The sequence below is a fragment of the Acidovorax sp. SUPP2825 genome (assembly GCF_030158995.1).
Taxonomy (GTDB): Bacteria; Pseudomonadota; Gammaproteobacteria; order Burkholderiales; family Burkholderiaceae_C; genus Paracidovorax.
Genome location: NZ_BQXK01000032.1, coordinates 1 through 23147, shown reverse-complemented (window position 1 = coordinate 23147; position 23147 = coordinate 1). Strand labels below are relative to the sequence as shown.

16 protein-coding genes and 1 pseudogene are annotated in these 23147 nt (G+C 68.9%); 6 read left to right on the top strand and 11 right to left on the bottom strand.

Annotation, left to right across the window (positions count from 1 at the left end):
• Positions 1–41 precede the first annotated feature (41 nt).
• The 3 genes from AVAK2825_RS23685 to AVAK2825_RS23675 all read left to right on the top strand — a co-directional run bounded on the left by AVAK2825_RS23685 (position 42) and on the right by AVAK2825_RS23675 (position 4599).
• The gene (locus tag AVAK2825_RS23685; protein ID WP_284402944.1) at positions 42–785 is read left to right on the top strand and encodes an ArsR/SmtB family transcription factor; all 744 of its coding nucleotides are present in this window, start codon (positions 42–44) and stop codon (positions 783–785) included.
• A 317-nt stretch (positions 786–1102) separates the two neighbouring features.
• Positions 1103–3445 (top strand): FdhF/YdeP family oxidoreductase, encoded by a 2343-nt coding sequence (locus AVAK2825_RS23680; RefSeq protein WP_284402892.1) that lies wholly within the window; start codon positions 1103–1105, stop codon positions 3443–3445.
• Positions 3446–3483: 38 nt separating this feature from the next.
• Complete coding sequence (locus AVAK2825_RS23675) at positions 3484–4599, top strand: catalase family protein (protein WP_284402891.1); 1116 nt, start codon at positions 3484–3486, stop codon at positions 4597–4599.
• A gap of 42 nt (positions 4600–4641) precedes the next feature.
• On the opposite strand, the gene AVAK2825_RS23670 is transcribed toward AVAK2825_RS23675, so the two are convergent.
• On the bottom strand, positions 4642–5895 hold the full coding sequence (locus AVAK2825_RS23670; RefSeq protein WP_284402941.1) for a BaiN/RdsA family NAD(P)/FAD-dependent oxidoreductase: 1254 nt from the start codon (positions 5893–5895) through the stop codon (positions 4642–4644).
• 8 nt (positions 5896–5903) lie between these two features.
• Positions 5904–7028, bottom strand: coding sequence for a sterol desaturase family protein (locus AVAK2825_RS23665; RefSeq protein WP_284402889.1), 1125 nt, complete (start codon positions 7026–7028; stop codon positions 5904–5906).
• A gap of 119 nt (positions 7029–7147) precedes the next feature.
• Here AVAK2825_RS23665 and AVAK2825_RS23660 point away from each other — a divergent pair, with 119 nt between their 5' ends.
• Positions 7148–7648 carry an acyl-CoA thioesterase gene (locus tag AVAK2825_RS23660; RefSeq protein WP_284402939.1) on the top strand — a complete coding sequence of 167 codons (501 nt, stop codon included), beginning with the start codon at positions 7148–7150 and terminating at the stop codon, positions 7646–7648.
• 141 nt (positions 7649–7789) lie between these two features.
• On the top strand, positions 7790–8707 hold the full coding sequence (locus AVAK2825_RS23655) for a hypothetical protein (protein ID WP_284402888.1): 918 nt from the start codon (positions 7790–7792) through the stop codon (positions 8705–8707).
• 63 nt (positions 8708–8770) lie between these two features.
• On the opposite strand, the gene cobA is transcribed toward AVAK2825_RS23655, so the two are convergent.
• From cobA to AVAK2825_RS23620, 7 genes are all read right to left on the bottom strand, one after another.
• Entirely contained in the window at positions 8771–9601 is an 831-nt protein-coding gene (gene cobA, locus AVAK2825_RS23650; protein WP_284402886.1) for a uroporphyrinogen-III C-methyltransferase, read from the bottom strand.
• Positions 9598–10521, bottom strand: coding sequence for a DNA-binding protein YbiB (ybiB, locus tag AVAK2825_RS23645; protein WP_284402885.1), 924 nt, complete (start codon positions 10519–10521; stop codon positions 9598–9600). The genes cobA and ybiB overlap by 4 nt, the downstream gene beginning before the upstream one ends.
• 64 nt (positions 10522–10585) lie before the next feature.
• Positions 10586–13555, bottom strand: coding sequence for a nitrate reductase (locus AVAK2825_RS23640; protein WP_284402884.1), 2970 nt, complete (start codon positions 13553–13555; stop codon positions 10586–10588).
• A gap of 747 nt (positions 13556–14302) precedes the next feature.
• The gene (gene nirD, locus AVAK2825_RS23635) at positions 14303–14701 is read right to left on the bottom strand and encodes a nitrite reductase small subunit NirD (RefSeq protein WP_284402883.1); all 399 of its coding nucleotides are present in this window, start codon (positions 14699–14701) and stop codon (positions 14303–14305) included.
• 69 nt (positions 14702–14770) lie between these two features.
• On the bottom strand, positions 14771–15550 hold the full coding sequence (locus AVAK2825_RS23630) for a type IV pili methyl-accepting chemotaxis transducer N-terminal domain-containing protein (RefSeq protein WP_284402882.1): 780 nt from the start codon (positions 15548–15550) through the stop codon (positions 14771–14773).
• 17 nt (positions 15551–15567) lie between these two features.
• Positions 15568–18012 carry a nitrite reductase large subunit NirB gene (gene nirB, locus AVAK2825_RS23625; protein ID WP_284402881.1) on the bottom strand — a complete coding sequence of 815 codons (2445 nt, stop codon included), beginning with the start codon at positions 18010–18012 and terminating at the stop codon, positions 15568–15570.
• Positions 18013–18478: 466 nt separating this feature from the next.
• Positions 18479–19282 (bottom strand): hypothetical protein, encoded by an 804-nt coding sequence (locus AVAK2825_RS23620; protein ID WP_284402880.1) that lies wholly within the window; start codon positions 19280–19282, stop codon positions 18479–18481.
• 264 nt (positions 19283–19546) lie between these two features.
• On the opposite strand from AVAK2825_RS23620, the gene AVAK2825_RS23615 reads away from it, so the two are divergent.
• The gene (locus tag AVAK2825_RS23615; RefSeq protein WP_284402879.1) at positions 19547–19981 is read left to right on the top strand and encodes a GNAT family N-acetyltransferase; all 435 of its coding nucleotides are present in this window, start codon (positions 19547–19549) and stop codon (positions 19979–19981) included.
• A gap of 151 nt (positions 19982–20132) precedes the next feature.
• On the opposite strand, the gene AVAK2825_RS23610 is transcribed toward AVAK2825_RS23615, so the two are convergent.
• Together AVAK2825_RS23610 and AVAK2825_RS23605 are read right to left on the bottom strand one after the other, a co-directional pair.
• Positions 20133–21842, bottom strand: a complete 1710-nt coding sequence (locus tag AVAK2825_RS23610) for a methyl-accepting chemotaxis protein (RefSeq protein WP_284402878.1) — start codon at positions 21840–21842, stop codon at positions 20133–20135.
• Positions 21843–22280: 438 nt separating this feature from the next.
• Positions 22281–23026, bottom strand: a pseudogene (locus AVAK2825_RS23605) (IS5 family transposase); the annotation flags it as partial.
• Positions 23027–23147: the final 121 nt, after the last annotated feature.

Here is a 23147-nt window from a genome sequence, read left to right as displayed (position 1 = left end):
AACGAAGCATCGCGGCCGGCGGCTGCGGCACACTGGCCGGCATGAACACCAACCAGATCGCGCACATCGCCGCGCTCGTCGGCGAGCCGGCGCGCACCGGCATGCTGCTGGCGCTGATGGACGGGCGCGCGCTCACGGCGCGCGAGCTGGCCGATGCCGCGCACATCACCCCGGCCACCGCCAGCCGGCACCTCGCGCTGCTGGTGCAGGCGCGCCTGCTGTCCGTGCAGAGCCAGGGCCGCCACCGCTACCACCGCCTCGCTTCGGCCGAGGTGGCGCGGCTGCTGGAAGGGCTGATGCAACTGGCCGCGGGCCAGGCCCCGCCGGCGCGCCCGGTGGCGGTGGGCCCGCGCGATGCGGCGCTGCGCAGGGCGCGCACCTGCTACGACCACATCGCCGGGCGCCTCGGCGTGGCGGTGGCCGAGCACCTGCTGCAAGAGGGCGCGATCGTGTTCGACACCGAGGCGGGCGGGCAGGTGACCGACCGGGCCGCCGCCGTGCTGGGGCGCCTGGGGCTGGACCTGGCGGGCCCGTCCGCCGGCCCGCCGCAGCGGGGCCCGCGCCCGCTGTGCCGCCCGTGCCTGGACTGGAGCGAGCGGCGCCCGCACCTGGCCGGGCGCCTGGGCGCGCTGGTGTGCGCGCACTGCCTGGACCAGGGCTGGCTGGTGCGCCGCGAAGGCTCGCGCGCGCTCGCCATCACCCCGCCCGGGGCCGCCGCCCTGCAAGGCTGGCTGGGTACCGCGCGCTGGAGCGGCGTGGTGCAAGCGCCATCGCCCGGCGCCTGAAACGACGAAGGCCCGATCGGGCCCTGGCCCTTCCTGGCCTGCAGCGGCAGCCGCTCGGTCCGCTGCGCCGGCGTGTCGGCGAAGAATCCACCGGCCCGCTGTCGGCCAACGCGCATGGCCATTAGGCGCTCCATCCGACATGGCCTGCACGGTCCCCAGCCGCGTAATCGGGGGCCGCGCCCCATTGCCCGCCGAGCCCCGCATGCCCACCCCTTCGATCGATCGATTCCGACACCGCCATCCACTGCGCGTCTGCTCTGGCCTCTTGGAACGGGCCGCTGCCCCGCACCGCCACAGGCCCGCGTCGAAGGCGGTCCATGCGCGATAAGCCGCCGCCGTCCACCGAAGCCCTGGCCACGCCAGCCAGTAGCGCATCACCCGATGTAGAGCACGACCCTCCGTCGTCCGGCGGCTGGGGCTCCGTCAGAGCGGTCGCCGGCACCTTGCTGCGCGATCGCCCGGGCGTCACGGTGATCAAGGCGCTGGCCCTGCAGAACAAGCACGACGGTTTCACCTGCTCCAGCTGTGCCTGGGCCAAGCCGTTGCACCCGCATCCCGCCGAGTTCTGCGAGAACGGCGCGAAGGCCACGTCGTGGGAGCTGACGGACCGGCGCCTGGACGCCGCCTTCTTCGATTCCCACCCCTTGGCGGAACTCGCCGGCTGGACCGACCACGCGCTGGAAGCGGGCGGACGGCTGACGGTTCCTCTGCGCTACGACGCCGGCCGGGACCGGTACGTCGAAGTGTCCTGGCAGGAGGCCTTCGACGGCATCGGCCGGGAGCTGAAAGCGCTGCAGCCCGATGCGGTGGTGTTCTACGCGTCGGGCCGCGCGTCGCTGGAGACGTCGTACCTGTGGCAACTCTTCGCCCGGCTGTATGGGACCAACAACCTGCCCGACAGCTCGAACATGTGCCACGAGAGCACATCGGTCGGCCTCAAGAAGTCCATCGGTTCGCCGGTGGGCACGGTGGACCTGGACGACTTCGACCAGTGCGACGCCATCTTCTTCTTCGGCCAGAACGTCGGCGTGTCCAGCCCGCGCATGCTGCATCCCCTGCAGGATGCGCGGCGCCGGGGCGTGCCCATCGTGACCTTCAATCCGCTGCGCGAGAGCGGCCTGGTGGCGTTCAACAACCCCCAGTCGCCGGTGGACATGCTCACGCCGGGCAGCACCGCCATCAGCACGCAATACCTGCAGGTCCGGCCCGGGGGCGACATCGCCGCGCTGACCGGCCTGTGCAAATTCGTGATCGAGGCGGACGACGCCGCGCTGGCATCGGGCGGCCCCCGCGCCATCGATGCCGGGTTCGTCGCCGAGCACACGCAGGGCTACGACGAACTCGCGCAGGCGATGCGCGCCGCCTCGTGGGCCGACATCGAAAGCGACTCCGGCCTGTCCCGCTCGGCGCTGGAGGAGGCCGCACGCACCTACCTTGCGGCCGAACGCGTCATCGGCATCTACGGCATGGGGCTCACGCAGCACCGCGAGGGCGTGCTGAACGTGCAGATGCTCGCCAACCTGCTGCTTCTGCGCGGCAACGTGGGCAAGCCTGGCGCCGGGCTGTGCCCGGTGCGCGGGCATTCCAACGTGCAGGGGCAGCGCACGGTGGGCATCACCGAGAAGCCGGAACTCGCCCCGCTGGACCAGCTGGCCTCGCAGTTCCAGTTCGAGCCGCCGCGCAAGAAGGGCCTGGATACCGTCGCCGCCTGCCGGGGCATCCTGGACGGGTCGGTGCGGGCGTTCCTCGGCCTCGGCGGCAATTTCGTGCGCGCGGTGCCCGAGACGGCGCTGATCGAGGGCGCGTGGCGCCGGATGCGGCTGACCGTTCAGATCGCGACCAAGCTCAACCGCAGCCACGTGATGCATGGCGAGGTGGCCTACCTGCTGCCGTGCCTGGGCCGGGTGGAGATCGACCGGCAGGCCGGCGGCGAGCAAACCGTGTCGACCGAGGACTCCACGGGTTTCATGCACCCCTCCCGCGGCGTGGCCGAGCCGGCGGCCGCGACGCTGCGCTCCGAACTGTCGATCGTGGCGGGCATCGCGCAGGCCACCCTCGCGCCGAACGCCTGCGTTCCATGGGCCGGGTGGACCGACGACTACGCCCGCGTGCGGGACGCCATCGCGCTGACCTTCCCCAGGATCTTCCACGACTTCAACCGCCGGTTGGCGGTTCCGGGCGGCTTCGCGCGGCCCATCGCGGCACGCCATCGGGTGTGGGAGACCGACAGCGGCAGGGCCGCTTTCGTCGCGCCCGGCGGCCTGCAGGCCGATCCGGACCAGGTGCCCACGCCCGTGGACGGCGAGGTGCTGCGCCTTTTCACGATCCGCAGCGACGACCAGTTCAACACCACCATCTACAGCCTGAACGACCGCTTTCGCCGGATCGAGGGCACGCGCCAGGTGCTGTTGATGAATGCCCACGACATCGAGCGGCTCGGCCTGCAGGCCGGCGCCCGCGTGACGGCGCGCACGCAGTGGCGCCAGGACGATGTCCGCCGCGAGGTGTCCGGACTGACCGTCGTGGCCTACGACCTGCCGCGCGGTGCCGTGGCGGGCTACTACCCCGAACTCAACCCGTTGATGCCCCTGGACCACCACGCCAGGGAAAGCCACGTGCCCGCCGCCAAGTCCATTCCCGTCCGCCTGTTCCCAGGCTGATGCGCCCGCCCCAACCCTCTCACTGCCAAGGACCCGCCATGCGCCAAGACCCCGCCAGCCAGTCGCCCGTTCGCTACCACCCTGCCGTCGAGCAGGCCGATCCCGACGAGGCGCAGGTTTTCGCCGATCTGGACCAGACGCTCGCCAAGATCCGCGAGACGACGTTCGAGCACAGCGGCCACGCGCGCCGCAGCGTCCATGCCAAGGCCCACGGCGTGCTGCGGGCGCAATTGACGGTGCTGCCGGATTTGCCCGAGCCGCTCGCCCAGGGGCTGTTCGCCCGGCCCGGCACGTACGACGCCATCCTTCGGTTCTCCACCAACCCGGGCGACGTGCTGGACGACAAGGTGTCCCTGCCCCGGGGCCTGGGCTTGAAGGTCCTCGGCGTCGAGGGCGCGCGGCTCCCGGGTTCGGAGTCCGACACCACCCAGAACTTCGTCTTTGCGGACAGCCCGGTCTTCGCCGCGCCCACGGCCCGGAAATTCCTGAGCAACCTCAAGCCCCTGGCGGCCACGACCGATGTGGCGCAGGGGGCCAAGAAAGCGCTGTCGGCCACCCTGCAGGTGGCGGAAAGGGTCGTCGAGGCCTTCGGCGGCAAGAGCGGCAAGCTGATCTCGCTGGGCGGGCATGCCCCGACGCACGTGCTGGGCGCCACCTTCTTTTCGGGCGCGGCCTTGCGGCACGGCCAGTACATCGCCAAGCTGTCGCTGGCGCCGGCATCGGACGCATTGAAGGCGCTGGTGGACCAGAAGGTCGATCTCGACGGCCGGCCCGATGGCCTGCGCGAGGAGGTGGTCCGCTTCATGGCGGTGAACCCCGCGCAGTGGGACCTGCGGGTGCAGCTGTGCACCGACCTGGAGTCGATGCCGGTCGAAGACGCGTCCGTGGAGTGGCCGCAGGAACAGAGCCCCTACATCACCGTGGCCCGGCTGGTGGCGCAGCCGCAGACCGCGTGGAGCGAGGCCGTGGCCGGCGTGTCGGAAGACGGGCTCTTCTTCAGCCCCTGGCGCGGTCTGGCGGACCACCAGCCCCTGGGCAACGTGATGCGCGCCCGCAAGCTGGCGTACGAACGCTCGGCGCAGTTTCGCGCGGACCGCAACCAGACGCCCGTGCGCGAACCGAGCGAGATTCCGCCGTCCATCGGGCGCGCATGACCGCATGCGCTGGCCTCGTGCCGGGGCCCGGGCTGGCGGGGCTCAGCCGCCCGGCAGCGCCTGCGCACAGGCGTGCGCGCTGGCCCAGGCCCACTGGAAGTTGTAGCCCCCCAGCCAGCCGGTCACATCGACCACCTCGCCGATGAAGTACAGCCCCGGCTGGGCCTTGGCTTCCATGGTCTGCTGCGACAGCGCCCGCGTGTCCACGCCGCCTAGCGTCACCTCGGCCTTCTTGTAGCCCTCGGTGCCCGTGGGCACCAGCTCCCAGCGCGACAGCCGCTCGGCCAGCCGCGCCAGCGCCTTGTCCGAGGCCTCGTTGATGGGCCGCTGCCAGTCCGCGTCCTGCTGCACCCAGGTGTCGGCCAGGCGGCTGGGCACCAGGCCGGCCAGTTCGTTGGCGATGCGCTTTCTCGACCGCGCCTTGGCCTGCGCGAGCAGGGCGGGCAGGTCGGTGCCCGGCGCGAGGTGGATGGACAGGGGCAGGCCCTCCTGCCAGTAGCTGGAGATCTGCAGCACCGCCGGGCCCGACAGCCCCCGGTGGGTGAACAGCAGGTCTTCGTGGAAGGCCATGCGCGCCTTCCTGGCGCCCGTGGAAATCTCCACCGGCAACGCCAGCCCGGCCAGCTGGGCGTAGGGCGCCCAGGCATCGCCGTCGAACGTCAGCGGCACCAGCCCCGGGCGGCGCTCCACCAGCGGGATGGCGAACTGCTGCGCGATCCGGTAGCCGAAGTCGGTGGCGCCGATCTTGGGGATCGATAGCCCCCCGGTCGCCACGACCACGCTGCGGGCCAGCACGGGACCGCGATCGGTATCAATTTGATAGCAGAACGCCCTAGTGGAATCTGTGCCGGAGGCCGAAAAGGCCACATTTTTCACCCGGCACGGCTGCCAGCGCTGCACGCCGCCCGCAGCGCATTCGGCCAGCAGCATCTGGATGATGTCCTCCGCCGAGCGGTCGGCGAAGAGCTGGCCCTTGTGCTTTTCGTGGTGGGCGATGCCGTGCCGGTCCATCAGCGCGATGAAGTCGGCCGGCGTGTAGCGCGACAGCGCCGAGCGGCAGAACTGCGGGTTCTGCCCCACGAAGTGCTTGTGCGGCGCGGCCGGGTCCAGGTCGCGGTTGGTGAAGTTGCAGCGCCCGCCACCCGAGATGCGGATCTTCTCGGCCACTTTTTCAGCGTGGTCGATCAGCAGCACCGAGAGGCCGCGCTGCCCCGCCTGCGCGGCGCAGAACAGGCCCGCCGCGCCGGCGCCGATGACGACAGCGTCGAACTGCCGCGCGGTGTCCGCCGTATCCATGGAAGCCACTAGCCCTTCCACGTGAACGGGAACTTGAGCTGCTTCATGAACCCGTTGGGCACGTAGTCGCCCAGCACGCCGTAGTGCTCGGGCCAGAGCTTGGTGCTCTTGACCGCCGTGCCGAAGGCGTAGTCGATGAAGGCGAAGTGCGCCGCGTAGTTCTTGTCCAGCGCCTCCTGGTCCTGGCTGTGGTGCCAGTGGTGGAAGTTGGGCGTGACGATCAGGTAGCGCAGCGGCCCCAGGCGCACGCTCACGTTGGCGTGGTTGAACACGGCCTGGAAGCCCACGATCACGATGTACGCGTCGATCACCTCCTTGGAAAAGCCCAGCACGTAGATCGGTGCCAGCACCAGCGTGCGCGTGATCAGCAGCTCCAGGATGTGCTGGCGCGAGCCGGCCATCCAGTCCATGCTTTTCACGCTGTGGTGCACCGCGTGCAGGCGCCACAGCACCGGCACCTCGTGGTAGGCCCGGTGCGTCCAGTACTGCACCAGGTCGGCCACCAGGATGATGAGGAACAGCGCCACCCAGAAGTTCAGCCCCTGCACCCAGCCGCGGACGCCGTCGCTCGCGGCCCAGCCGAAGAACTTGTGCACCAGCAGGTTGGTGGCCAGCAGCACGAAGCCCACCACCATGTGGTTCACGATGAAGTGGTGGAAATCGGTCTGCCACTCGGCGCGGAACACCGGCTGGTCGCGCCGCAGCGCGAAGAGCTTTTCGATGAAGATGAAGATCAGCGCGCTGCCCAGCAGGTCGAGGATGAACCAGTCCAGGCCGATGTAGGGCGTGTTGTCCGCGAAGTCGTTCACCGGCACCTTGTGCCCGCCCAGCAGCGCGGTCGACACCACCAGCAGGAAGGCCGCGGCCGACAGCCAGCGCGAGCGGTTGAACAGCATGTTGACGAGGGAGATGCCGCCCGCCGCCACCAGTGCGGCCAGCATGATCATGCGGATCACGTCCACGTTGTAGCTCTTGCGCAGCTCCGGCGTGGTGAGGTACTGCGGGAAGTGGAAGGCCAGCACCCCCAGCATGCACAGGATGGCCAGCGACAGGGCGATGACGCCCGAGACCAGGCCGCGGCCGGTGCGCAGTTCGCCATGGCTGGCGGTGAGTTCGTTGAGTTTGTCGAGCATTTTTTCTCCGGGCGGGAACGCCGGGCGCGAGTGTAGCGAAGCCGCATCACCGGCCCGATCCGCGCCACGCAAGGCCCGTGCCGCGGGCCCTCGCGCTTCTAAAATCGCGCGCCATGACGATCAACCTTCCGGCCAACCAGCTCAGCATGACCGTGCTGATGTCCCCCGACATGGCCAACTTCTCGGGCAACGTGCACGGCGGCGCGGTGCTGCGGCTGCTGGACCAGGTGGCCTACGCCTGCGCCACGCGCTACTCGGGCTGCTACGCCGTCACGCTCAGCGTGGACCAGGTCACCTTCCTGCAGCCGATCCACGTGGGCGAGCTCGTCACCTTCCTGGCCTGCGTGAACTACACCGGCAACTCGTCGATGGAAGTGGGCATCAAGGTGGTGGCCGAGAACATCCGCACCCAGGTGGTGCGCCACGTGAACAGCTGCTTTTTCACCATGGTGGCCGTGGACGAGGACCGCAAGCCCGTCGCCGTGCCGCCCCTGTCGCCCTCCACCGCCGACGAGCGCCGCCGCTGGGAGGCCGCGCTGCTGCGCAAGGCCCTGCGCAAGGAGCAGGCCGAGCGCTTCGAGCAGGTGCGGCTGGCGGCGGCGGGGCCGGCCGGCCTGTAGGAGACGTCAGAGACGTAGAGACGCGTTGGCCGTGCGCCGGGGCGCACACGGCTTCGCATGGTGGCTTGCCCCGGTCGGGCCTGCCGCCCACCATGCTCCCCCACCGCCCGCCAGAGGGCGGGGCGCCAAAGGGAGCGAGCCATGAAAACCACCGACCGTGCCGGGTCCAGCGCAAGCGCTGCGGCCCCGGCCTTGACCACCCCATCCACTGCATCCCACCCGCCCGTGGCACCCGCTGCTGCCTTGCCGCCACGGCGCCGTGCGCGCAGCGCGGAGCCGCCCGCCGGGTTTCCGATCGACACCCGGGCGCGGACGGCGGGCGCCGAGACCAGCGCCTCGGGCGCGAAGCGGCGCAGGATCGACCCCACGGCGTTGCCGCAGCCGGGGCGGCCCCAGGGGAGGGCTGCGGAGACGGAGACGGAGACGGAGGCGGAGGCGGAGGCGGCACCGCGGCGGGCGCGCTCGGCCTCGCCCGACAGCCGCCCGGCGCATTCCGCCGGCCCCCTGCCGTTCGCGCAGCTGGTCGGCGAGGCAGCGGCCCGGGGGCTGGACCGCGACTGGGGCACCTTGCAATCGGCCCGGGTCAAGAACGGCCACCCGCAGATCCATCCCTGGGAAGAGGCCTTGCACCCGCAGCGCGTCTCCATCCCGCTGGGCAACCCCGGTGGCGTGCGGCTGCCCGAGGTGCTGGACCTGCAGGCCATCCGGGAGGGAACGCCGGTCCTGTGGTCGATCGGCATGGGCGCCACGCTGCACCTGGGGCCGCACGCGCGGGTCGAGACACCGGCCGGCGAGCCCGCCGGCAAGGAGCGCCGGATGGGCCACCCTTCGCTGGTCGCGGGAACCCGGGACGATGCGACCGGAGACTGGTGGGGCAAGCAGACCCGCATCTCGGGCGAGCTGCGGTGGGATGCCCAGCGCGAGACGTTCTTCATCACCAACCAGTCGGGCCGCTACTCCAGGCACCCCGACCGCGGCGCCCCGCAGATGGCCCAGGTGGCGCGGCATTTCGAGGAGGGCGGGATGGTGGTGGAGGTGCGGCTCATCGGGGCGCCATGAGCGCGGGCGCGGCGACGATGCCGCGGCGCATCGCGGTCGCTTGCCCGCAGCCCGCCGCGCGCCTCAGCCCCCCGCCGCGTTGCGCTTCGCGGAGGGCAGGGGGTCCGCGCCGCGGGTGCTGCCCCTGGCCGCCGCCACGCCGCTTACCACATCGCCCACGACGATGACCGATGGGCTGGCGAGCTGCTCGCGCTCGATGGTGGTGTGCAACTCGCCCAGGGTGGTGAGCGCGTGGCGCTGCTGGGGCAGGCTCACGTGCTGGATGACGACCACGGGGGTGCTGGCGGGCAGCCCGGTGAGCAGTTCCTGCTGGATGTGCGCGGCGCTGCTCACGCCCATGTAGATGACCAGGGTGAGGCGGGCATCGCGCGCGGTGGCGGCCAGCTGGCGCCAGTCGGTGCCGGCGTCGCCGGGCTTGGCGTGGCCGGTGACGAAGACCACGCCGTGTGCGTGCTCGCGGTGGGTGAGGGGCGTGCCCAGCAGCGTCATGCCGGCCAGGCCCGCGGTGATGCCGTTGACCACCTGCACGTCGATGCCTGCCGCGCGCAGGTGCTCGACCTCTTCGCCGCCGCGCCCGAAGATGAACGGGTCCCCGCCCTTCAGGCGCACCACGTTCTCGCCCTCGTTCACGGCCATGACCATGAGCTTTTCGATGAAGGCCTGGGGCGTGCTCTTGCAGCCGCCGCGCTTGCCCACGTGGACGATGCGCGCGCCGGGCGGGGCCATGGCCACGATCTCGTCGCTGACCAGGTCGTCCACCAGCAGCACGGTGGCGGCCTGGATGGCCTTGAGGGCCTTGATGGTGAGCAGTTCCGGATCGCCCGGGCCGGCGCCCACCAGCGTGCAGCGGCCGGGGGCGACGCCTTCGAAGGCGGGAGTGGATGGGCGATTCATGGGTTTGTCTCCAAAGGGATTTGCCCGGCCAGACGCAAGATGTGTTCCACCTGACGGGACAGCGGCGCGGGCACCGGCAGCGCGCCGTCGAGCACTTGGCGCGTGTAGCGGGCGGTGGTGTCCACGTCGATGTCCTGGGGCAGGCCGGGCACCTCGCTGGCGGTGCCGGGCTGCTGCTCTTCCCACAGATGGTGCGCGCCGGCGACGAAGGCGTCGTAACGGGGCGTTCGGCGCGGATCGGCGGCCACTTCGCCCTCCAGCCCGCGCGAGAGCAGGGCGTTCATGCCCAGCGTGCCGAACGTGGCGTGCAGCATTGCCTGGTATTCGGGGTGGGTGTAGGCGGTGACGACCAGCGACGGCCCGGCGCAGGGGTTCATCAGCTTGACCACGCTGTGGCCCGGGTTGCGCAGGCCGATGGCTTCGCGCGCGGCCAGCAGGCGGGCCAGGCCCGGGTGCAGGGCTTCGGTGTGAATGTGGGCCACGGTGCCGTTTGCTATCTTTTCAGGAGCATTCAGGGCAGATATTCCTAGGGCGTCGAGCACATCCGATGCCAGAATGCGCCGCGCCTCGGTGCGCATGCCGTGCAGCAGCACGGGCAGGCCCTCGCGCGCCAGCAGCAGCGCCAGCAGCGGGGTGAGCACGGGCAGCTTGCGCGCGCCGTTGTAGCTGGGCAGCACGACCACGGGCCGGTCGCTGGCGGGCAGGCGGGCCAGCCGCGCATGGGTGGCATCGAGAAAGCCGCACATCTCCTCGGCGGTCTCGCCCTTGATGCGCATGGCGATGCAGAAGGCGCCGATCTCCAGGTCGGTGACCTGGCCGTCCAGCACCTGGCCGAACAGGTCGTTGGCCTGCTCGCGGCCGATGGCGCGGGCGCCGCGCGCGCCGCGGCCGAGGTCCTTGAGATAGTGGCTGATGGCCATGGCGTGGGGTTTTTCTGGCGGATCGAAGGGGACCGGATTCTCCCCCACTTCTGCCAACTTTTGGTTATATGGAGAGGGCGGCGGCGGGGGCCTGCGGGGTGGCCGGGGCCAGCGGCCCCGTGGCGCGCACCATGCGTTTCAGCTCGGGCACGCAGGAGCCGCACTGGGTGCCGCAGCGCAGCGCGCCCTGCAACTGCGCGAGCCGGTCGGCGTCGGTGCCGTGGCATTGCGCCAGGTGGGCGGTGATGGCGGCGTCGGTCACGTTCAGGCAGGAGCACACGGGCTTGCCGCGCGACTGCACGGCCTGTGCGCCGGAGGGCGCCTGCGCACCGGGCACGAGCAGCAGGCGGCCGTAGCCTTGCGCGGGCAGTTCTTCCTGCAGCAGGGTCTTGAGCCAGACCTCCGCCCGGGTGTCGCCGGCCAGCAGCATGCCGGCCAGCAGGGTGTCGCCGCCCTGGCGCTCCAGCCGCAGCGCGCGGCGCTGGCCCCGGCGGCGGTCGGCGTAGCGAAGGGTTTCGGGGGTGTCCAGGCCCAGCAGGGCCTCGATGCGTTCGATCAGCGCATCGGGCGCGGGCTCGTGGCCGGCGGCGCGCAGCAGCACGCCGTGGCGTTCGCGCTGCGGGCCCGCCAGAGGGGCGTTGTTGCTGAAGGGCACGCAGCTGGCGAAGGGCAGGGCGGGCATCAGCGCGGCCAGCGCCTCGCGCGCGGCCAGGGCGCTGTCGGCCGGCAGCCAGGCCATGGCGAGCAGCCGCCAGGGCAGCTCGGCCTTCAGGATCTTGACGGCGGTGTGCTTGAGTTCGGGCTGCTTGGAGGTGGGGCAGAAGGCCGGCGTGGTGAGCGCGTTCACGCCCGCCAGCGGCGTGCCGGTGGACGATTGCCCGCTCAGGTATTCGCTGCCCCAGTGCATGGCGATGAAGGCCTGGGACAGGCCCACGTCGGTGCTGCCCTGCACCGGCACCACGATGGCGCCGCGCGCGCTGGTGACGTGCACCAGATCGCCCTCGGCCAACTGGCGGCGCGCCATGTCCTGCGGGTGCATCTGCACGCTGGGCTCGGCCACGTGGCCGAACAGGCGGCCCAGGGTGCCGGTGCGGCTCATGCCGTGCCACTGGTCGCGCAGGCGGCCGGTGGTCAGGCTGAACGGGTAGCGCGCCTGGCGCGGCTCGGCCACCGGCTGCCAGGCGTGGGCGGCGAAGCGCGCGCGGCCGTCGGCGGTGGGGAACACGCCGTCTTCGTACAGGCGCGCTTTGCCCAGCGGGCGGGGCGGGGCCGAAGGATCGGCATCGGCATCGGCATCGGCATTGGTATTGGTATCGGTGTTGTCGGCGGCGCCGGCCGGGCAGGGCCACTGCTGTGGGCCCTGCGCATCGAGCAGCGCCCACGACAGGCCGGTGATGTCCAGGTCGCGCCCGCGCGTGGTCTCGCGATGCTCGTTCCACACGGCCTCGGCGCCGCGCTCGGCCTCGCCGTCGCCGGTGGCGTACGGAAAGAGCGTGGGCCGCCCCGGGCGCAGCCGCGCCTCCAGCCGGTGGGCGAACTGCACGGCGATGGCCCAGTCGTGGCGCGTGTCGCCGGGTGCGGGCACGGCGGGGCGCACGCGGGAGATGCGGCGCTCGCTGTTGGTCACCGTGCCGGTCTTCTCGCCCCAGGTGGTGGCGGGCAGCAGCAGGTCGGCGTACTGCGCGGTGGCGGTGGTGGCGAAGGCCTCCTGCACCACCACGAACTCGGCGCGCTCCAGCGCGCGGCGCACGGTGGCTTGGTCGGGCAGGCTCTGCGCCGGGTTGGTGCAGGCGATCCACAGCGCCCGGATCTCGCCGTCGGCCGCGGCCTGGAACATCTCCACGGCGGTCTTGCCGGGCGTGCCCGGCACCTCGGGCACGCCCCACAGCGCGGCCACTTCGGCGCGGTGCTGCGGGTTGGCCAGGTCGCGGTGGGCCGACAGCAGGTTGGCCAGTCCCCCTACCTCGCGTCCGCCCATGGCGTTGGGTTGCCCGGTGAGCGAGAACGGCCCCGCGCCCGGTCGGCCGATCTGGCCCGTGGCCAGGTGCAGGTTGATGAGGGCGGCGTTCTTGGCCGTGCCGCTGGTGCTCTGGTTCAGGCCCTGGCAGTAAAGGCTGAGCGTGGGCTGGCGCGCGGCACCCGCACCCGCACCTGCAGCGGCACCCACACCGGCGAACCAGCGCGCGGCGGTGGCCAGATCCGCCTCGCTGATGCCGCACACCTCGGCCACGCGGGCGGGCGTGCAGTCGCGCACCAGGGCCTTGAGCGCATCGAAGCCGGTGGTGTGCGCGGCGATGTAGGCGCTGTCCACCCAGCCTTCCCACAGCATGAGGTGCAGCATGCCGTGGAACAGCATGACGTCGCTGCCCGGCTGGATGGGCAGGAACAGGTCGGCCAGCCCGGCGGTCTCGGTGCGGCGCGGGTCGGCCACGATGATCTTCATGCCCGGGTTGGCGGCCTTGGCGTCCTCGATGCGGCGAAACAGGATGGGGTGTGCCCACGCGGTGTTGCTGCCCACGATGAAGAGGCACTGCGCGTGCTGCACGTCGTCGTAGCAGGTGGGCGGCGCGTCGGCGCCGAGCGTGGTTTTGTAGCCCGCCACGGCGCTGCTCATGCACAGGCGCGAGTTGGTGTCGATGTTGTTGGTGCCGATGAGGCCCTTGGCGAGCTTGTTGAAGACGTAGTAGTCCTCGGTGAGGAGTTGGCCGGAGACGTAGAAGCCGACGGCGTCGGGGCCGTGCCGGGCGATGGTGTCGGCGAATTTTTGTGCGGCAGTGTCGAGGGCTGCTTCCCAGGCGATGGGCTGGGGCTTGTCGCCGCGCTGGAGGCGGTGTTGGGGGGTGAGCAGTCTTGTCTGGAGGGTGACGGGGCTGGCGGCGGTGAGGTGGAGGGTGGAGCCCTTGGTGCACAGGCGGCCGAAGTTGGCGGGGTGGGTGGGGTCGCCTCTCACGCCGGTGATCTGGGGGCCGGTGGATTCGATGATCACGCCGCAGCCTACGCCGCAGTAGGGGCAGGTGGATTGGGTTTGGGTCATGGCGTGATTTTTGGTTAACTTATGGTTGTGTTGCTGCTTGTTTTGCTGGACGCGCGCTGATTTTTGTTGGTTGCTGGTTGGTTACGTTTCGGGGCCGGGAGTTGCGCCCGGCGGCGCACTCACTTTCTTTTGCTTCGCCAAAAGAAAGTAAGCAAAGAAAAGGCGACCCTGCTGGCTGCGTCCCCGTTCGCCTTTCGGCGAACGGGGAAACCTGCGGTGCTCGGTCGCGGGTCGCGCTGCGGAACTCGCTGCGTTCACTGCGTGAACTCCGCTCGGACAACCGCAGCGAGTCAGATGACGAAGGCAGGTGTGTCCTGCGGCACACCTGCCCGCCCCGCGCCCTGCGCTCCTCGGCGCATCCAGAAGGGAACCCGCCAGCCGGGCCATCGCTGCGCTCGGCCCGGCCTTCGCGGCGCGCAGCGCCTGCGCGTTGAGGGCCGAGCGCAGCGATGGCCCGTGTGTGGGCTGTTGGGTTCCCTTCTGGATGCGCCGAGGAGCGCAGCGGCTGGCGGAAAAAGGGCCGCGCGCTGTTTGAGCGCAACGCAGTGGAGCGAGTTTGCGCGGACCCCGCCAGCCGCGAGCACCGCAGGTTGCCCGGAGCGAAGCGCAGGGACGCAGCCAGTAGGGTCGCCTTTCTTTTGGGTACGTTTCTTTGGCGAAGCAAAGAAAAGTACCTCGGCCGCCGGGCCGAGACCCGGCCCCGGGAGAAAAATCCACAGCCACCGCAAAAACAAAACACAGCCAGCCTCAAGCATCCAACCCAGAACCAACAACACCCCGCCTCACAGGCCCCGCCACCGGCCGCACCAACTCCACCGCATGCCCCGCCAACTCCCCAGCATCCAAAAACACCTCCCCCCCCTCCACCTTCACCGCAAACTTCGGCGTACACCCCTCGTCCGGCGCCGAAGCCTGCCCATCGCACAACCCGATCGTCCAGTGGTGCAGCGGACACGCCACGCTCGTCCCGAACACGATCCCCTGCGACAGGGGCCCCCCCTTGTGCGGACACCGGTCCAGCAGCGCGAACACCTCGTCCGCCCCGTTGCGGAACACGGCCACGTCCAGGCCCTGCGGCCGCGCCACGCGGCGCGAGCCCAGCACGGGAATGTCGTCCACACGGCAGATGTATTTCCAGTCGCTCATCGCGGTACCTCAGGAATCGTTAGAAAAAACAACAAACTCGCTCATTGGCGCGCTCGCTCGCTCACTCGCTCACGCCGCGGCATACAGTCCGGTCACCCGGTCCATCACCACCAGCAGGTTCTCGCTGGCCACGAACACCTCGCCCAGCTGCTTGGCCGAGGTGCCCCCGCCCTGCAGCCGCTGCAGCGCCGCGTCGAAGAACACCCACTGCCCGTCGGCCAGCTGCAGCTCCTGCTGGATGCGCGGCGTGGCCTGCGGCGCGGTGCGCAGGGCGGCCATGGCGGTGGCGAATTCGCTGCGCGCCTTGGCGATCTCGGCCTGGGCCGCGGCCGCGTCCACGGGCAGCGCGGCGGCCAGGTAGCACTTGGCCATGCGCTGGGTCAGCATGCGCTGGCGACCGGCCAGGTTGACGAGGTGGCCGGCGGGCTTGGACTGCGTGGCCTCGTACTGCTGCGTGCCCTGCTGGGCCAGGGCCAGCACGCGGGCGTCGGCCTGCAGCACGGCGGGCGCGGCGTCGCGCGCCGGGGCGGTGCCGGTCAGCGTGGCCTTGTAGAGGCCCCAAGCCGCCTCCAGTTCGCCGTAGGTGGCGCGGATGGCGGGCGTGGGGGCATAGGCTTTCAGTGCGGCCAGCTGCCGCTCGAACAGCGCCAGGGATTTGTCCAGCACCTGCTGGGCGTTGGCGGTCTCCACGCCGTGCACCAGCGCGAGCCACGCCTTGCCCATGCGCTGGCTCAGCATGCGCTGGCGGCCGGCTTGGTTGATGGCGTCGTTCAGGTCGGCCACCTCGGCGCGGGCGGCGAACGCGCAGCCGCCCAGGGCGGTGGCGAGCAGGAGTCGGCGGCGGCGCATGGACGGGGCCCCTTCGGTCACGGCGCGATGGCGGCGAACTGCCGCGTGTCCACGCTGGCTTCCTGGAAGTCGAACCACGGGTCGGGCTCGCCGTCCAGCGCGAACTGCAGCTGCTCCCACAGTGCGCGGCGGCCTTCGTGGTCTTCGAGGATGCGTTTTTTCACGTGATCGAGGCCCACGCGGTTCACGTAGTGCACCGTGCGCTCCAGGTACCAGCCCTCCTGGCGGTACAGCTCGCAAAAAGCCCCGGTGTACTCCAGCACCTCGGCCGCGGTCTTGAGCTTGGTGAAGAAGTGCGCCACCTCGGTCTTGATGCCGCCGTTGCCGGCGATGTACATCTCCCAGCCGCTGTCCACGCCGATGATGCCCACGTCCTTGATGCCGCTCTCGGCGCAGTTGCGCGGGCAGCCGCTCACGGCGAACTTGACCTTGTGCGGGGCGTACATGCGCCACATGGCGCGCTCCAGGTCCTTGCCCATCTGCGTGCTGTCCTGCGTGCCCATGCGGCACCACTCGCTGCCCACGCAGGTCTTCACCGTGCGCAGGGCCTTGGCGTAGGCGTGGCCGCTGGGCATGCCGATGTCCTTCCACACGGCCTGCAGGTCTTCCTTCTTCACGCCCAGCAGGTCGATGCGCTGGCCGCCGGTCACCTTCACGGTGGGGATCTGATACTTGTCCACCACGTCGGCGATGCGGCGCAGTTCGCTGGCCGTGGTCTCGCCGCCCCACATGCGCGGGATCACGCTGTACGTGCCGTCCTTCTGGATGTTGGCGTGGCTGCGCTCGTTGATGGCGCGGCTTTGCGGGTCGTCCTTGGCCTCCTTCGGCCAGGTGCTGATGAGGTAGTAGTTGACGGCCGGGCGGCAGGTGGCGCAGCCGTTGGGCGTCTTCCATTCCATGAAGGCGAACACGTCGCCGATGGACAGCAGCTTGTTGGCGCGGATCGCATCGCGCACCGCCTGGTGGCCGTGGTCGGTGCAGCCGCAAACGGCTTTCGTCTTGGGCGTGGCCGAGTAGTCGCCGCCGGCCGTGAACATGATGATCTGCTCCACCAGCCCCGTGCACGAGCCGCAGCTGGCGCTGGCCTTGGTGTGCTTTTTCACGTCGTCCAGCGTGAACAGGCCCTTGTCCTTGATGGCCTTGCAGATCGCGCCCTTGGTCACGCCGTTGCAGCCGCACACCTCGTCGGTGTCGGCCATGGCGGCGGCCTTGCTGTGGCCCTGATGGCCGGCGTCGCCGATGTTGCTCTCGCCGAACATCAGCTTGTCGCGGATGTCGCCCACCGTGCGGCCGTCGCGCAGCAGCTTGAAGTACCAGCTGCCGTCCACCGTGTCGCCGTAGAGGCACGCGCCCACGAGCTTGTCGTCCTTGATGACGAGTTTTTTGTACACGCCGCCGAAGGGGTCGCTCATCACGATCTCCTCGGTGCCTTCGCCGCCCTGGAAGTCGCCGGCGCTGAACAGGTCGATGCCCGTCACCTTGAGCTTGGTGGAGGTGAGCGAGCCCTGGTAGCGCCCGATGCCGAACTCCGCCAGGTGGTTGGCCAGCACCTTGCCCTGCTCGAACAGCGGCGCCACCAGCCCGTAGGCGATGCCCCGGTGCGCGGCGCACTCGCCCACGGCGTAGATGCGCGCGTCGGTGGTGGTCTGCAGCGTGTCGCTCACCACGATGCCGCGGTGGACGTGCAGGCGCATCTTTTCGGCCAGCTGCGTGTTGGGGCGGATGCCCACGGCCATCACCACCAGGTCGGCGGGCACTTCGGTGCCGTCCTTGAACCGCACGGCGGTGACGCGGCCGTCCGCCCCGCCCACCAGCTCCTGCGTCTGCGCCTTCATCAGGAACTGCATGCCGCGCTCGGCCAGGGACTTTTGCAGCATCTTGCCGGCCACGTCGTCCAGCTGGCGCTCCATGAGCCAGTCGCCCACGTGCACCACGCTCACCTGCATGCCGCGCTTCATGAGGCCGTTGGCGGCCTCCAGGCCCAGCAGCCCGCCGCCGATGACCACCGCATGCTGGTACGTGGCGGCGGCGTCGATCATGGCCTGCGTGTCGGCGATGTCGCGGTAGGCCAGCACGCCTTGCAAGTCCTTGCCCGGAATCGGCAGGATGAACGGGTTGGAGCCGGTGGCGAGGATGAGCCGGTCGTACTCGGCGCTGATGGCCTCGCCCGCCGCGTTGGTGGCGTGCACCACGCGGCGCACGCGGTCCACTTCGTGCACCGTGAAGCCCGTGTGCAGGTGGATGCCGTGCTCCTCGTACCAGGACCAGTCGTTGAGGATGATCTCGTCGATGGTCTGCTCGCCCGCCAGCACGGGCGACAGCAGGATGCGGTTGTAGTTGGGGTGCGGCTCGGCGCCGAACACCGTGATGTCGTAGAGGTCCGGAGCGATCTTGAGCAGCTCTTCGAGCGTGCGCACCCCGGCCATGCCATTGCCCACCATCACCAGCCTGGATTTTTTCATCGTGACCCCCATGGGTGCCCGCCGCGGCGCTGCAAAAACGAATGAACAGCGCCTGCCGGCAGACGAAGCCGAAACCAAAAAACAAAAAAGGCGTCCGCACAGGGCGCGGGCCGATGAAGCCTGCACTGCCTGTGGGGACGCCTTCGTCCTGACCGCCCCGTTTCCGCCATTGGAAGGGGCCAGCCATGTGACCGGCATTGGTCACGGGGACGCTGTTGCAATGCGCGTGCCAGGTCTGGGTGGGATCGGAGGGGTTGAAGGGAAATCGGGCCCCAGTGCATATTCCACTAGGGCATTGTGCTATTGATTTAATAGCGTCAGGCGGCGTGGCGTGGCCTGCACGGAGGCGAGGGCAGGGCGGGGGGCGACCCGCCTTGGTGCATGGCGCCCAGGCCGGTGCACAGCGCCGGCCTGCGGGCTTCTGCGGGCGGGGCCGCTTCGGCCTCGGTGGCGATCCAAGGCACATTCATATGGAATTCCCTTTGGAGGCGTTGCAGCGCAGGCACGACGGCTTCAGATTCAGGAAGGAGTTCATGCAGTTCTGCATGACCTGCCGGATATCCCCGGACCAGACCAATACGGAGTAAATGAGTGTGCCGAAATCATTCAAAGTGGTGCCAAGGTCTGGTTTGTTTTTTGGCGCTCTCTGTGGGAACGGGTAGTGCGCCGTCGGCCATGAGGGAGGCGCCATGATCGCTGCGGCAAGATGCTCGGGTGAATGTGCGGATTGGCCGGCATAGAACTTTCCCAGTTCGCCCGAGGGGCCCTCTTGCGTCAGATGGCACGCCCTCAATACCTTCAGAAGGGCCAGCATCTCGCCTCCGGTTTGAGGGTAATGGTGGTCGATGGTGATTTGATCTTCCGGCAAGATAATACCGCAGTGAATGCAGGGAAAGCTGCCCAGCGTCCTGGTCACTTCTTTTCCTTGGTGCATGAAAAGAATTTGACGCTCGGAATAATGAAAGAAATGGCGGAAAACTTCATGCTTTTTAATTGTTTTGTAGTCTGCACAAAAATACGAGAGCATGATCTTGTTCAAAATTTGCCGCAGCACTGGCCATGTCAATCGCGGGTGCGATACGGGATCGCCAATCCACCTTTGTTTGAATGCGATGTCTCCGCTGGATTGGATTGAAATCTCTATTTCGTGGCCGGGCAGATTTTTGGATAATCCTTTATCGATCGTGTACACCGGAATCGGCCCGCCAGCGGTGGCGTTGAGGTGCTTTGTCTGAAGGGTGGCGACGATATTTTCCAGATTTTTGTACATGGATTCTGGTGTGGATGGAGTGGCGAAAATATTGTACCGAACGCCAAAAGCGGTGTGGAGGGATTAGAGGGTCCAATGCATTTCAGCCTTGCACGCTAATAGTCTGCAGCGCAGCAGTTAATTTTCAATCGCACGGCGCCATTCACAAATCGCGATGTTTTGGCGTGCCACGCCCATCTTCGGCCGCAGGCGCATTTCTTCGTTGCCTGATTCTGGCTCGCCTGGGCGCGCACCTACGCTCGGTAGCCACGGAGGTTTAAAACGATGTCGTACCAAGAGATGAAAGCCAGCGTCGAGCTGCTGCCCACCCAGGCCCCGAAATTCGAAACCGAGCGTTTCGTGGTCGTTCCGCTCGGCCCCGAGCCGGCGCGCGATCTGCTGAACGTGCTGCTGCAGGACGAACTGCTGGCCGAACAGTTGCCCTGGATGGTGGAGAAAACCGCGGACGGCGCGCGCAAGGAGGCGTTCCTGATCAGCCTGCAATGCGCCGCCGAGACCACGCTGGTCTGGGGCATCGTCGAGCGGGCGCGCAGCGCCTACATCGGCGCGGTGCTGGCGCGCAGCACGCTGGAGGGCCTGGACGTGGAGGCGCTGTGTGCCTCGCAGTTCTGGAACCGGGGCATCGCGGACGAGGCCGGCTGGCCCGTGGCCGAATGGCTGGAAGAGCACGCGTCCGTGGAGCTGGTGCCGGCGGACTGACGACGGCAAAAAAGACGGCGACGGCAACGGCCTGTATCAGCGGCGCAAGCCGGGCGCGCAGGGGGGGGGCGCCCGCCCTGTCGGCTCTCGCGGCCCTCCCTGGCTTGCGCGCGCATCGGTGCAAGCCCTGGTGTTCAACCACCCCCTGTGGTCAGTGGGCGGCCCACTGGTCGTGCGAGGCGGCGGCAGGGGTCGGCCGGGACAGGGCCGGGCGGCTCGCGGCCGGTGCGGCGCGCAGCGCGGCGGATGCCGCGAGCGGCTTGCGCACGGGCGATGGCGCCGGGGCGGAAGCCGCGCCATGGAAGCTGCCGGCGTCCTGGTCGATGCGGAAGGTGCGCACGATCTCGGTGAGCCGCTGCGCCTGCTGGCTCAGGTTGTCGGCGGCGGCCGAGCTTTCCTCCACCAGGGCGGCGTTTTGCTGCGTGGTCTGGTCCAGTTGGGTGACGGCCGCGTTGATCTGGCCGATGCCCTGGGTCTGCTCGCTGGTGGCGGCGCTGATCTCGGCGATCAAATCGGCCACGCGCTGGACCTGCTGCACGATGTTCTCCATCGACGTGCCCGCGTCGCCCACGAGCTGCGAGCCGGTCTCCACCTTCTCGACGCTGGCGGAGATGAGGGCCTTGATCTCCTTGGCGGCATCGGCCGAGCGGCCGGCCAGGCTGCGCACCTCGCTGGCCACCACGGCGAAGCCCCGACCTTGCTCTCCGGCGCGGGCCGCCTCCACGGCGGCGTTGAGGGCGAGGATGTTGGTCTGGAAAGCGATGCCGTCGATCACGCTGATGATGTCCGCGATCTTGCGCGAGCTGCCGCTGATCTCGCCCATGGTGTCCACCACCCGGCGCACCACCTCGCCGCCCTGCTGCGCGGCGGCGCTGGCGGAATTGGCCAGCTGGGTGGCCTGCAGGGCGGTGTCCGCGCTGCTGCGCACGGTGGTGTTGAGCTGTTCCATCGAGGCGGCGGTCTGCTGCAGGTTGCTGGCCTGCTCCTCGGTGCGGTGGCTCAGGTCCACGTTGCCGGAGGCGATCTCGCGGGCGCCGGTGGAGATGCTGTCGCTGCCCTGGCGGACGCGGCTCACGATGTCGCGCAGGCTGTTGCGCATCTCGCTCATGGCGGCGAGCAGGCTGTCCTTGTCCTCGGCGCGCGTGGCGATGTCCACCATCAGGTTGCCCTGGGCCACCTCGCGCGCCACGTTGGCGGCGTAGTCGGGTTCGCCGCCTAGCTGGCGCAGCAGGTTGCGCACCAGCAGCAGGCTGCCGGCCAGGCCCAGCACGGAGATCAGCACCAGGGCCGCCAGGGCCACCGTGCGGGTGGTGGTGCCGGTGGCCAGCTGCTCCTGCAACTGCACCCCGGCGCCCTGCTTGATGCGCTTGGCGATCTTGTCCAGCGTGGTGAAGACCGCGTTGGCGTTGTCCTTGACCTCCAGCCGGTTCACCTCGGCGCCGCCCTGGACGTCGTTGGCCTCGATGCGTTCGATCTGGTGGTTCATACCGGCGCGCATTTTGGTGTAGGCCGACTGCAGGTCGGCGGCGAGCGGCTTGCCCTGGTCGTCGATGTTGGCGACTAGGTTCGCGATGAGCTGGTCGGCCTTGCCGAAGCGCTCGATGTTCTCGGCTTTCCAGGTCTTGATGAGGGCCGGGTCGCCGATGGCGATCATGCGCAGGATGTTGATGTCCACGCGGGTGAGCAGCCCATCGAGTTCACTCACGTAGTACGAATTGGCGAAGTCCTTCTGGTAGAGGACCTCCAGCCCATGGGTGATGCTGGACATGCGGACCAGCTGGAACACGCTCAGGCTGGAGAAAGCCAGCAGCACGGCCGCGATGACACCCAGCAGCTTTTGACGAATGGTGAACTGACGCATGGGAGGCCTTTCGGATGAAGTAGGACGTATGCCCAGTTTGAGGGAATTCTGAAAATCGGTGAGATTTTGTGTGCCGTGCGCCGGAATTCGCGCAAAGCCATCAATTTGATATTTCTATCGAAATTTCAAGCGAAATTCTATCATTTCAATCATTTTATTGGATTGAAATTGGCTATGAAGCCGCCTGCCGTCGCCGCTGTGTGACGGAGCTTCCAACGGGCGCGGCGTACACCTCAGGCGATGGCGGATTTCGAGGAGCGGGAGATGGTGGCTGGCGGGTTTGCGCGACTGTGGTTGGTGGCGCAGGGTTCGACCGCAAGCGCAGGACGGCCTGCGTTCAGCCCGCGCGTGGTGGCGGCCATTTGCCGGGGCTCTGTTGCACAAATCGATTTTCGGACGGCATAACCCCAACCCCAGACGGACCGATGCCACAGCAATCACCGACACGGTGTGAGGACGGCCGATCTGGCTGAACCGATTGAGCAAGGCCACGCGGACATGCAACTCCACAACCTGGCGGTCGAACGTGCGCGCGATCACCCGTTCGCCCAGTCGCTTGAAGCAGTGCATCTTCGTCTCCACAAGGCTGCGCCGGTGGTAGCCGCTCCACTTCTTCCAAATGCCGCGACCCAGGCGCTGGCACGCCCGAATGGCCTCATTGCGATGTGCCGAGCCCGGACTCGACTTCTTCCAATGGCTGGCGTTCTTGCGGGGCGGGATCACCGCCATCGCGTGTCGCTCGGCAATGGCGTCCAGGCAGGCGCGCGTGTCGTAGGCGCCATCGGCACTGACGCTTTCGATGGATTCGTCGGTGGGAATCTGAGCCAGTAACCCGGGCAACATCGGCGCATCCCAATGGCGTTGCTGGTCACCTCGATGGCGCGTATTTCCAGCGTCTGCGCGTCGATGCCCAGATGGACCTTGCGCCATTCGCGCCGGTATTCAGCGCCATGCTTCTTGCGCTTCCACTCTCCTTCGCCCAGGAACTTGATGCCGGTGCTGTCCACCAGCAACTGCAGCGGCGAGTTGGTTCGCTGGTAGCTCAGTTCGACCTGCAAGGTCTTTTGGCGCCGGCAAACAGTGCTGAAGTCAGGTACCGGCCAGTCCAGCTTTGCCAGCCGCAGCAGGCTCTGCACCATGCCCAGCGCCTGTCGCAAGGGCTGGCCGAACAGGCACTTGAGGGAGCCTCTCACAACCCCATGTTTGACGAATCCGAATAGGGAGGAGTGGGCGCCAGTAGCCGTTTGAGCGTGATGAGGCCCAGCAGCGGTCTGCGCCTGGGTGCATGAGGGGCCTTGCAGGCCC